This window comes from Streptomyces sp. CO7 (assembly GCF_053474865.1).
This window is the reverse complement of record NZ_JBRIOU010000008.1, coordinates 189,546-195,614: the sequence shown is the minus strand read 5'-3', so window position 1 is coordinate 195,614 and position 6,069 is coordinate 189,546. Positions and strand designations below refer to the sequence as shown.

Below are 6,069 nucleotides of genomic sequence, written 5' to 3'. Positions count from 1 at the left end.
GTCGGCAGCGGCGTCACCTCGGGACGCCCCTGCGCCTGGGCCTGGCCGGGCTGCTCGTAGGGCTGGGTGGGCTGGGTCACGGTTCCCCCCTGGGATCCATGGGTCTGATGGGCCTCCGCCGCCTTCTGCGACGGGGCCTGTGCCTGCTGCTGCGCGAAGGAGCCACGGCCGCCGCCGTCGGTCTCCCCACCGGTCGGTCCGGCGCCCGTGGCTCCGTTCACGCTCGTCTCACTCCTCGTGCCTACTCGGCCGAGGGCGACTCACCCTCGTCCGCGCCGGTCGTCCCGGCCTCAGCGTCCGTTGCGTCGAACACCGTGGATCCGGCGCCCTCCGTGGTCCCGGCGGCCTCGTCGACGACGATGTCGCCGTCGACCTCCTCCGCCTCGCGGCCCGCCTCGGCGTTGCGCGCGATGCCGACCACCGCGTCACGCTTGCCCAGGTTGATCAGCTGGACGCCCATGGTGTCACGGCCGGTTTCCCTGACCTCGCTCACCCGGGTGCGGATCACGCCGCCGGCCTGCGTGATGGCGAGGATCTCGTCGCTCTCCTCCACCACCAGCGCGCCGACGAGCGACCCGCGGTCCTCGACGATCTTGGCAGCCTTGATGCCCAGACCGCCACGGCCCTGCACCCGGTATTCCTCGACGGCGGTCCGCTTGCCGTACCCGCCGTCGGTCGCGGTGAAGACGAACGTACCCGGTCGCACCACATTCATCGAGAGCAGCTGGTCGCCCTCGCGGAAGCTCATGCCCTTCACGCCGGAGGTCGCGCGGCCCATCGGGCGCAGCGAGTCGTCCGTCGCGGTGAACCGCAGGGACTGGGCCTTCCTGCTGATGAGGAGCAGGTCGTCGTCGGGCGAGACCAGCTCGGCGCCGATCAGCTCGTCGTCGCTGCCGTCCTCCATCTGGCGGAGGTTGATCGCGATGACGCCGCCGGAGCGCGGGGAGTCGTAGTCCTTCAGCGAGGTCTTCTTCACCAGGCCGCTCTTGGTGGCGAGCACCAGGTACGGGGCGACCTCGTAGTCGCGGATCGCGCGGATGCCGGCGATCTGCTCGTCCGGCTGGAAGGCCAGCAGGTTGGCGACGTGCTGGCCGCGGGCGTCCCGGCCGGCGTCCGGCAGCTCGTACCCCTTGACCCGGTAGACCCGGCCCTTGGTGGTGAAGAACAGCAGCCAGTGGTGGGTGGTGGAGACGAAGAAGTGGTCGACGATGTCGTCTTCCTTGAGCTTCGTGCCCCGCACGCCCTTGCCGCCGCGCTTCTGGGCGCGGTAGTCCACCGTCTTGGTGCGCTTGATGTAGCCGCCGCGGGTCACCGTGACGACGATGTCCTCCTCGGCGATCAGGTCCTCGATGGACATGTCGCCGTCGTAGGGCACCAGCGCGCTCTTGCGGTCGTCGCCGAACTTCTCGACGATCGCGGCCAGCTCCTCGCTGACGATGCCGCGCTGACGGACCGGCGAGGCGAGGATCTCGTTGTACTCGTTGATCTTCGCCTGGAGCTCGTCGTGCTCCTGGATGATCTTCTGGCGCTCCAGGGCGGCGAGCCGGCGGAGCTGCATCTCCAGGATCGCGTTGGCCTGGATCTCGTCGATCTCCAGCAGGCTCATCAGGCCGCCGCGGGCCACGTCCACCGTGTCGCTGCGGCGGATCAGGGCGATGACCTCGTCGATCGCGTCCAGGGCCTTGAGCAGACCGCGCAGGATGTGGGCGCGCTCCTCGGCCTTGCGCAGCCGGAACTTCGTGCGCCGGACGATGACCTCGATCTGGTGCGTCACCCAGTGCCGGATGAAGGCGTCCAGCGAGAGGGTGCGCGGCACGCCGTCGACCAGGGCCAGCATGTTGGCGCCGAAGTTGGTCTGCAGGTCGGTGTGCTTGTACAGGTTGTTGAGGACGACCTTGGCGACCGCGTCCCGCTTGAGCACGATGACCAGGCGCTGGCCGGTGCGCGAGGAGGTCTCGTCGCGGACGTCGGCGATGCCGCCGATCTTGCCGTCCTTGACCAGGTCGGCGATCCGCTGGGCGAGGTTGTCCGGGTTGACCTGGTAGGGCAGCTCGGTGACGACCAGGCACTGGCGGTTCTGGATCTCCTCGACCTCGACCACCGCGCGCATGGTGATCGAGCCGCGGCCGGTCCGGTAGGCCTCCTCGATGCCCTTGCGGCCCACCACCAGGGCGCCGGTCGGGAAGTCGGGGCCCTTGATGCGCTCCAGCAGGGCGTCCAGGAGGTCCTCCTGGGAGGCCTCCGGGTTCTCCAGGTACCACTGGGCGCCGGCGGCGACCTCGCGCAGGTTGTGCGGCGGGATGTTGGTCGCCATGCCGACCGCGATGCCGGCCGAGCCGTTGATCAGCAGGTTCGGGAAGCGGGACGGCAGGACGGTCGGCTCCTGGGAGCGGCCGTCGTAGTTGTCCGTGAAGTCGACGGTCTCCTCGTCGATGTCGCGGACCATCTCCATGGACAGCGGCGCCATCTTGCACTCGGTGTACCGCATGGCCGCGGCCGGGTCGTTGCCCGGGGAACCGAAGTTGCCGTTGGAGTCGACGAGCGGCATCCGCATCGACCACGGCTGGGCCAGGCGGACCAAGGCGTCGTAGATGGAGGAGTCGCCGTGCGGGTGGTAGTTGCCCATCACGTCGCCGACGACGCGGGCGCACTTGTAGAAGCCCTTCTCGGGCCGGTAGCCGCCGTCGTACATGGCGTACAGCACACGCCGGTGGACGGGCTTGAGGCCGTCCCGGACGTCCGGCAGCGCACGCGAGACGATGACGGACATCGCGTAGTCGAGGTACGAGCGCTGCATCTCCGTCTCGAGCCCGACCGGCTCGATGCGCATCGCGATCTCGTCGTCGGCGACCACGGGGGCGACCGGCGTCGCGGCGCCCTCAACGGGCTCGGGGTCAGGAGTGACGGGAGTGTTCTCGTCGGCCATTGCTGGTGAAGATCCTTCCTGGTGCGGTCAGCGATTGCTCGGCTGCGCGGGGCAGCAGTGACCGACTCAGATGTCGAGGAAGCGGACGTCCTTGGCGTTGCGCTGGATGAAGGCGCGGCGGGCCTCGACGTCCTCGCCCATGAGGACCGAGAACAGGTCGTCGGCCTGGGCGGCGTCGTCGAGGGTGACCTGGCCGAGGACCCGGTGCTCCTGGTCCATGGTCGTGATCCGCAGCTCCTCGGCGTTCATCTCGCCGAGACCCTTGAAGCGCTGCACCGAGTCGTCCTTGATCCGCTTGCCGTTGCTGCGGCCCAGCTCGATCAGGGCGTCGCGCTCACGGTCGGAGTAGGCGTACTCGAAGTCGTCCCGGCCCCACTTGATCTTGTACAGCGGCGGACGGGAGAGGAAGACGTGCCCGGCCTCCACCAGCGGCCGCATGAAGCGGAACAGGAAGGTCAGCAGCAGCGTGTTGATGTGCTGGCCGTCGACGTCGGCGTCCGCCATGAGGATGATCTTGTGATAGCGGAGCTTGGAGATGTCGAAGTCCTCGTGCACGCCGGTGCCGAAGGCGGAGATCAGCGCCTGGATCTCCTGGTTCTGCAGGATCTTGTCGATCCGCGCCTTCTCGACGTTGAGGATCTTGCCGCGGATCGGAAGGATCGCCTGGTACTGCGGGTTCCGGCCGGACTTGGCGGAGCCGCCGGCGGAGTCGCCCTCGACGATGAAGATCTCGCACTTGACCGGGTCGTTGGACTGGCAGTCGGCCAGCTTGCCCGGCAGCGAGGCGGACTCCAGCAGCCCCTTGCGGCGGGTCAGGTCGCGCGCCTTGCGGGCCGCGACCCGGGCGGTGGCGGCCTGGATGCCCTTGCGGATGATGTCCGCGGCCTCGTTGGGGTTGCGGTCCAGCCAGTCCGTGAGGTGCTCGTGCACCACGCGCTGGACGAAGGTCTTGACCTCGGTGTTGCCCAGCTTGGTCTTGGTCTGGCCCTCGAACTGCGGCTCGCCCAGCTTGACCGAGATGATCGCGGTCAGACCCTCGCGGATGTCGTCACCGGTGAGGTTGTCGTCCTTCTCGCGAAGCAGCTTCTTGTCGCGCGCGTACTTGTTGATCAGCGTGGTCAGCGCGGCGCGGAAGCCCTCCTCGTGGGTACCGCCCTCATGGGTGTGGATGACGTTGGCGAAGGAGTACACGCCCTCGCTGTAGCCGCCGTTCCACTGCATCGCGACCTCGAGGGAGAGCTGACGCTCCTTGTCCTCGGCCTCGATGTCGATGACGGTCGGGTGGACCATCTCGCCCTTGCGGGAGTTGAGGTACTTCACGAAGTCGACGATGCCGCCGTCGTACTTGTACGTGACGGTCTTGACCTCGGGCTTGTCGTCCGCGCCCGCCTCGTCCGCGCCGGCCGTGGCCTTCGCGGTCTCGCGCTCGTCGGTCAGGCTGATGGAGATCCCCTTGTTGAGGAACGCCATCTCCTGGAACCGGCGGGAGAGGGTCTCGAACGAGTACTCCGTGGTCTCGAAGATGTCCGGGTCCGCCCAGAAGGTGACCGAGGTGCCCGTCTCCTCGGTCGGCTCGCCCTTGGCCAGCGGCGCCGTCGGCACGCCCGCCTTGTAGTCCTGCGTCCACACGAACCCGTCGGTCTTCACCTCGACGGACACCCGGGTGGAGAGGGCGTTGACGACGGAGACGCCGACGCCGTGCAGACCACCGGAGACGGCGTAACCGCCGCCTCCGAACTTGCCGCCCGCGTGCAGGACGGTGAGCACGACCTCGACGGCCGGCTTCCCCTGGCCCGGCACGATGCCGACGGGGATGCCACGGCCGTTGTCGACGCAGCGGACGCCGCCGTCGGGGAGGATCGTCACCTCGATGGTGTCCGCGTGGCCGGCCAGCGCCTCGTCGACGGAGTTGTCCACGACCTCCTGCACCATGTGGTGCAGGCCACGCTCACCGGTCGAGCCGATGTACATGCCGGGCCGCTTGCGGACCGCGTCCAGCCCTTCGAGCACGGAGATGGCGCTCGCGTCGTACGAGGACGATTCGCCCCCGGCTGCTGCGGCGGCGTCGTTGGACGGGATGTTCTCGTTGGGGTTGCCGGAATCGGCCACGAAGCGCCCTTTCTGGCACAGCACAAGCCGTACTCGCGGCCGATGACCTGGCGACCGGAGCGGCTGCGGCATGTAGCGGTTTTCAACCTGGATCAGCGTTGCTCGGTGTGTGTCCCACAAGTGGGGCGGGATTGCGCTCCAGTCTACCGCTAGCGCCGACACTGATGGGCCGTTGCGGGCACCTCAGTTCGCATGTGCCGCCCTGAACCGGACCGGACCGACTCCCCATATGCGGGGCGGGGCTCCAAGAGCCTCACAGCGGCACTCAGCGCTTTGCCTTGTCAACCCATGGCTACCGGAAGGTCACCTTCAGCACCCCGCCCTTCGAACACCCGCCCCAGCCCTGTTTTCCCGGCCGGAGCGGGGCATGCCTGACCCGCGGCGGGGGCCGCCACTCCGCTTGTGGGCGTTGCCCGCTCCTCGCGACCGCGGGCGCCATCCGCCGGCTCCGTCTGCGGGCGATCGTGCCGCTGGACGGCTGGGGGTACCCCCGGCCGAAGGCTGGGGAAGGGTGGGCGCAGGCGGCGCGTACGCCCGGGACGGCCCGCTCCGCGGAACGTGAGCCCTGTGGGAAGGGGGCCGGGGGATGGAGGAGTGCTGTCCCCCCGGGATCAGCCCCGCGAAGGCACCGCCCCCGCCGAGGAGGGCGAGGTCACCAGTCGTGGGTGCCGCGGCTGCCGGACGCGCGCAACGGACCGTAACGGGGACGCGCCGCCCCCGCGGGACCCAGCACCTTGATCACCCGCACCGTCCCGTGCCCGAGATCCGCGTTCAGCCGCGCCACCAACTGCGGCGCCAGCAACCGCAGGTTCGCCGCCCACGCCGACGAGTCGCACCGCACCACCAGTTCGCGCTCGTCCTCGTCGTACCGCTCCGGCGAACAGTGGTTGGCCACGTCGTCGCCCACGATCTGCGGCCACCGCCCCATGACCCCGCCGACCGCCGCCGGCCGTTCCCAGCCCCGCTCGGTCACCAGCCGGTTGATCGCCGCGCCCAGCGCCATCGGATCGCGGCCGTCGCCCCGTGAACCGGAC

The 6,069-nt window shown here is 69.3% G+C and carries 3 protein-coding genes and 1 pseudogene; all 4 read right to left on the bottom strand.

Translation table 11 applies throughout. The features are described from left to right. Positions 1–221: pseudogene (locus ACOV8S_RS25780) on the bottom strand (DUF3566 domain-containing protein); the annotation flags it as partial. A 20-nt stretch (positions 222–241) separates the two neighbouring features. Beyond that, on the bottom strand, positions 242–2,926 hold the full coding sequence (gyrA, locus tag ACOV8S_RS25775) for a DNA gyrase subunit A (RefSeq protein WP_448320629.1): 2,685 nt from the start codon (positions 2,924–2,926) through the stop codon (positions 242–244). 66 nt (positions 2,927–2,992) lie between these two features. Next, positions 2,993–5,035 carry a DNA topoisomerase (ATP-hydrolyzing) subunit B gene (gene gyrB, locus ACOV8S_RS25770; protein ID WP_382556925.1) on the bottom strand — a complete coding sequence of 681 codons (2,043 nt, stop codon included), beginning with the start codon at positions 5,033–5,035 and terminating at the stop codon, positions 2,993–2,995. A gap of 652 nt (positions 5,036–5,687) precedes the next feature. Next, on the bottom strand, positions 5,688–6,069 hold a 382-nt coding region (locus tag ACOV8S_RS25765; RefSeq protein WP_448320627.1), incomplete at its 5' end, for a DUF721 domain-containing protein.

Excerpts from the sequence above, each read along its gene's own strand:
- gyrA (WP_448320629.1), bottom strand. The coding sequence starts at position 2,926 with ATGGCCGACGAGAACACTCCCGTCACTCCTGACCCCGAGCCCGTTGAG.